Source organism: Corallococcus sp. AB049A (assembly GCF_003668885.1).
Taxonomy (GTDB): Bacteria; Myxococcota; Myxococcia; order Myxococcales; family Myxococcaceae; genus Corallococcus; species Corallococcus interemptor.
In genome coordinates this window covers 1-4,925 of sequence record NZ_RAWL01000544.1, presented here as the reverse complement: position 1 = coordinate 4,925, position 4,925 = coordinate 1, and the positions used below count along the sequence as shown (strand labels likewise).

Annotated in this window: 4 protein-coding genes; 3 read left to right on the top strand and 1 reads right to left on the bottom strand. The window is 70.2% G+C overall.

Features of this window, described 5'->3' with window-relative positions; genetic code table 11:
* Together D7X55_RS43675 and D7X55_RS35675 are read left to right on the top strand one after the other, a co-directional pair.
* A partial coding sequence (locus D7X55_RS43675; RefSeq protein ID WP_233610260.1) for an Ig-like domain-containing protein occupies positions 1-2,399 on the top strand: 2,399 nt, incomplete at its 5' end.
* Positions 2,400-2,492: 93 nt separating this feature from the next.
* Positions 2,493-3,032 carry a DUF4833 domain-containing protein gene (locus tag D7X55_RS35675; RefSeq protein ID WP_121725375.1) on the top strand — a complete coding sequence of 180 codons (540 nt, stop codon included), beginning with the start codon at positions 2,493-2,495 and terminating at the stop codon, positions 3,030-3,032.
* Between the two features lie 18 nt (positions 3,033-3,050).
* Here the strand turns inward: D7X55_RS35675 and D7X55_RS35670 are convergent, their stop codons facing one another.
* The gene (locus D7X55_RS35670) at positions 3,051-3,296 is read right to left on the bottom strand and encodes a hypothetical protein (RefSeq protein WP_120549594.1); all 246 of its coding nucleotides are present in this window, start codon (positions 3,294-3,296) and stop codon (positions 3,051-3,053) included.
* 234 nt (positions 3,297-3,530) lie between these two features.
* Between D7X55_RS35670 and D7X55_RS35665 the strand changes: the two genes are divergently transcribed.
* On the top strand, positions 3,531-4,925 hold a 1,395-nt coding region (locus D7X55_RS35665), incomplete at its 3' end, for a serine/threonine-protein kinase (protein WP_147470343.1).

Genomic DNA, 4,925 nt, shown 5'->3' with positions numbered 1-4,925 from the left:
TCTCCGGGGCGCCTCCCACCGCCCCCGCCGTCGCCATCACCGCACCCTCGGCCGGGCAGAACTTCACCGCGCCCGCGACGCTCAGCCTGGGCGCCACGGCCACGCCCACCTCCGGCCGCACGCTGGCCAGCGTCACGTTCCGCGCGGGCACGACCGTGCTCTGCACCGTGAACGCCCCCGTCTCCAACCCCGTCACCTGCACGGCCACGAGCAGCCTGGGCAATGGCAGCCATACCGTGAGCGCGGAGGCGGTGGACAGCCTGGGTGAAAGCGGCTCCGCGTCCGTGGCCATCACGGTTGCCGGTCCGCCCACGGTCAGCGTCCTGAGTCCCGCCTCCGGCGCCACGTTGCCCACGGGGAGCACGCCCCTCATCGCTTCGGCCAGCGCGGGCGCGGGGCGGACCCTCACGCGGGTGGAGTTCTTCCAGGGCACCACGTCGCTCTGCTTCACGACGACCGGCACGGGCTGCACGTGGAACGCGACGGCCGGCACGTACTCCAATGTCTTCGCCCGCGCGACGGACAATGGCAGCCCGGCGCTCGTCACGAACTCCGCGCCGGTGAGCTTCACGGTGAGCCCCTCCGCGGCCGGCGTGCGGCTCGTGGGCGTCGACACCGTGGGGACGCAGAACGACTTCGACAATGGCGGCTCGGTGAACGCCTTCCAGTACACCGCCGTCGCCACAGGGACGCTGGGGACGCTCAGGGTCTTCGCGGCGCCGGGCAATGCCAATGCGTCGCTGTCCATTGGCGTCTACAGCGATGCCTCGGGCGCTCCGGGCACCTTGCTCTCCTCCTGCACCACCCCAGTGGTGGATCCGCTGCCGCTGGTGACGGGGCAGTGGTACGGCTGCACCGCCGCGCCGCAGGTGACGCTGACGTCGGGCACCGTCTACTGGCTGGCGCTGCTGGGCGCGAACGGGGGCGGCGTGTTCCGTTACATGGACCTGCCCACCGGCTCCATGCGCTATTCGCCGACGGGCCTCTCCGCACTGCCGGGCCCCACGTTCGGCACCTCCACGGTGTACGCGGGTGCGTCCAGCGCTTCAATGTATGGCCTGTCCGCGGGCAGTTCCACCGCTCCGGCGGTGTCCATCACCCAGCCGGCCGCCAACGCCAACTTCACCGCGCCCGCCAACCTGAACCTCCAGGCCAACGCCACGGCGGGCCCGGGCCGCACGCTCACGAAGGTGGAGTTCTTCGACAATGGCACCACGCTGCTCTGCACGGTGAACGCGCCCACCTCGGCGTCCGTGAGCTGCGGCGTCAGCTCGCTCCAGGATGGCGCGCACAGCGTGACGGCGAAGGCCACCGACGACACGCTCCAGGCCACCACCTCCGCGGCGGTGCCTCTCACGCTGTCCAACCCGCCCACGGTGAGCCTCACCTCTCCCACTGCCAATGCGGCGTACACCGCGCCGGCCTCCGTGCCGCTGGCCGCGACCGCCAGCGCGGGCTTCGGCCGGAGCATCGCGCGGGTGGACTTCTACGCGGACGGCACGTCGCTCATCTGCTCCAGCACCACCAGCCCCTACGGCTGCGCCTGGAGCAATCCCTCGCAGGGAAGCCACACGGTGCGCGCCGTGGCCGTGGACAACGGCAACCCTGCCGCCAGCACGAACTCCGCCACGGTCTCCATCACCGTGAACAGCGCCACCACCGCGCCCGCGGCGCCCACGGGCCTGACGGCGACGGCGGTGTCGTCCGGGCAGATCAACCTGGCGTGGACGGATGCCTCGACCAACGAGAGCGGCTTCCTGGTGGAGCGCGCGCCGGACGTCTCCGGGGCCCCGGGCACCTTCGCCCAGGCCGGGACGCCGGGGGCCAACGTGACGACGTTCAGTGACACCGGCCGGGCCGCGAGCACCCGCTACTGGTACCGGGTCCGCGCGACCAACGCCGCGGGGAGCTCGGCCTACACGGCCAATGCCAGCGCGACGACCCCCGCCGCCCCCACCGCCCTCGTGGGCAACAGCACCGTGCTGACGACGTCCGACTTCGAGAACGCCAGCGTCGCGGCGGCGTTCAGCTACGTGGCGAGCGCCAGCGGCAGCGTCACGCGGCTGAGCCTCTACGTGGACGCCCAGACGACGGCCACCACGCTCCAGCTCGGCCTGTATGCGAATGGGAGCGGGACGCCCGGCGCGCAGCTGCGCACCTGCACCGTCACGGCCGTCACGCCAGGCGCGTGGAACGCCTGCACCTTCACGTCACAGGCGGTGACGTCGGGCACGACGTATTGGATTGCCGTCCTCGGTCCCTCCGGCGACGTCTACTGGCGCCACACCAGCGGCACCGGCTCCTACAAGGTCCAGCCGGGCCTGACGACGCTGCCCGCCACCTGGTCCGGCACCGGCGGCTACCCGGGCAGCAACATGTCCGCCTACGCCGGCAACTGAGCCCACCCGCCGGCTCCCAATAAAAAAGGGTGCCGTGCGGGTGACAGTTCCGGGGGACAGCGGTATTTCGTCATCCCGAGAAGGGGGACCCCCATGCTTCCTGGATCCGGGCTGAGCCATTTCACGGCCGTGGTGCTGACGGCCGTCGCGACCCTGGCCTCCGCGGCCGGGGCGCCCCCGCCATCGCGGCAGTCCGCCTTCTTCCTGACCCGCAGCGAGAACCGGAACCAGGTCCACTACGCCCTGCGCATGGACGAGGCCTGCCGCCCCGTGGGGCCGCGTCCCGTGCAGGTGTACTGGCTCATGTTGGAGCGCGGGCCTTCGGAGACGGAGGACCTGCTGGGAGTCGAGCAGCCCGTGTATGGGCTGGAGGACTCGCAGCAGGTCGAATCCACCGAGGAGGGGTGGCGGGTGCGGGTGAGCCTGCGGGCCTTCCCCTCGCGTCCCGTCGACATCACCAGCGCGCGGGTCGACGGTAGATGCCAGGTCCAGGCGTGGACCCGGGTGGGCAACACCGTCGCCCGGCTGGAGCACGTCTTCGTGAAGACGTCCTGGCCCTTCTCGGTCGATTTCGTGCGGCTGGATGGGGTTGGACCGGACGGGAAGCCGGCCCATGAGCTGATCCGCCAGTGAGCGGCTGCCTCAGGAACTTCAGTTGCTCAGGCAGACCCACTTGTTGGCGGGGATCTCCTGGCAGAAGCACTCGCCAAAGGTGCCATTGGCCCACTGGCAGCCCGTCTCCGCTCCCGGAGTACAGCGGCGGGTCTGGAGCGTCTCACAGCTGTTGATGAGCTCAGCGGAAGACTGACCCATCTGGGCTTCGTCCATCACTTCAGCGCCGCCACAGCCCATTCCGAAGATGGAGACAAAGGCGAACATCGCGAACCCACGAAGCATGTGAATCTCCTTTTCGATGGTGAGGCGTGGATGCAATCGCATACGAAAGTCATGGTCAAGCTTTGTCTGTAAAACGTGATGTCGCTGTGAAGCTTTGCGTTGAGCGGAGGCCCTGCGACGCCGGCCCCCTGCACCCTGAGCAACCGTCGTTCCTCTGAAGTGTCGCGCACCTGCGGGTGCCCCGCATTCGTCCCTGCAGCCCACCTCCAACACCGCGATACTGCGAAGGTGAGGATGGACGAGAAGATGGACGTGGTGCCCGGTTACACCCTGGACACAATTGTGCGACAGGGGGAGCGCGCCGTCGTCTACCGGGGCACGTCCGCCGATGGCCGCCGGGTGATCGTCACGCTGCTGCGCTCCCAGCAGCCCTCTCCCAGGGAGCTCGCGGAGCTCCGCCACGCATTCGACTTCGGGCGTGAGCCCGGCTCTCCGGCCGTGGTGCGCACGCTGTCCCTGGAGACCTCCGGCGATCGCTTCGCCCTGGTGTCCGAGGATGGTGGGGGCCGGTTCCTCGACGAACTGCTTGGAACTCCCATGGAGTTCGGCCGCGCGCTCAACCTGGCTGTCGGCATCGCAGAAGCGCTCACCGGCCTCCACGCCCACGGTGTCATCCACAAGGACGTCTGCCCGGAGAACCTGGTCGTCGAGCCGGAGACGGGCCACGTCCAGCTGATCGACCTCTCCCTCGCCGCGCGCGGTCCCTACCTGTCGCCCGAGCAGACAGGCCGCATGGACCGTCCCGTCGACGCACGCACGGACCTCTACTCGGCGGGCGTCGTCCTGTACCAGGTGTTCACGGGCCAACTGCCCTTCCAGGCCGAGGACCCGCTCGGATGGATCCACAGCCACCTCGCCCGCATGCCCCGGCCGCTCGTGGAGCTTCAGCCCCACCTCCCGGCCGTGGTGTCGGACCTGGTGATGCGCCTGCTGGCGAAGGCGCCCGAGGACCGCTACCCGACAGCGCAGGGGCTGCTCGTGGATCTGCTGAACTGCCGCCAGCAGTGGACCCTGAACCAGCGGATCGAGCCGTTCGCCCTCGGCGCCAGCGACGCGCTGGGACAGCCGCGAACCCCGCAGTTGCTCCCGCTTCGGGAAGCCGAGCTCGAGCAGCTGCGCGCCGCCTTCGAGCGCGTGGTGGCCACGAAGCTCCCGGAGCTGGTCCTGGTGATGGGGGAGGGGGGCGTTGGCAAGTCCTCCCTGGTGAACCAGCTCCGGTCCACGGTCCTCGACCAGGGCGGACTCTTCCTGACGGGCAAGTTCGACCAGCGGCAGGAGGCTCCCTACGCCGCGTTCGTCCGCGCGTTCCAGCCCCTCTTCCTGCGGCTCGCCGCGGAGGACGCATCCCAGAAGGCCCGGTGGCGGGAGCGCCTGGATGAGGCGCTCGGCGCGAGCGGGCAGCTGATCGCCGGCCTCATCCCCGAACTGCTCCAGGTGACCGGGCGGCTGCCAGAGGTCGCGCCGCTGGCTCCCGCCGACACCCAGAGCCGCTTCCTCCAGGTGTTCCGGCAGCTCTTGGAGGCGCTCACCGAGGAGCACCCGGTGACGCTCTTCCTCGACGACCTCCAGTGGGCCGACGAGGCCAGCCTGCGGCTGCTCCAGCACCTCGCGTCCCACCCCGCTCCCCAC

What these genes read in the sequence shown, in the direction of transcription:
- D7X55_RS35675 (WP_121725375.1), top strand. Translation starts at nt 2,493, where the DNA reads ATGCTTCCTGGATCCGGGCTGAGCCATTTCACGGCCGTGGTGCTGACG.
- D7X55_RS35670 (WP_120549594.1), bottom strand. Translation starts at nt 3,296, where the DNA reads ATGCTTCGTGGGTTCGCGATGTTCGCCTTTGTCTCCATCTTCGGAATG.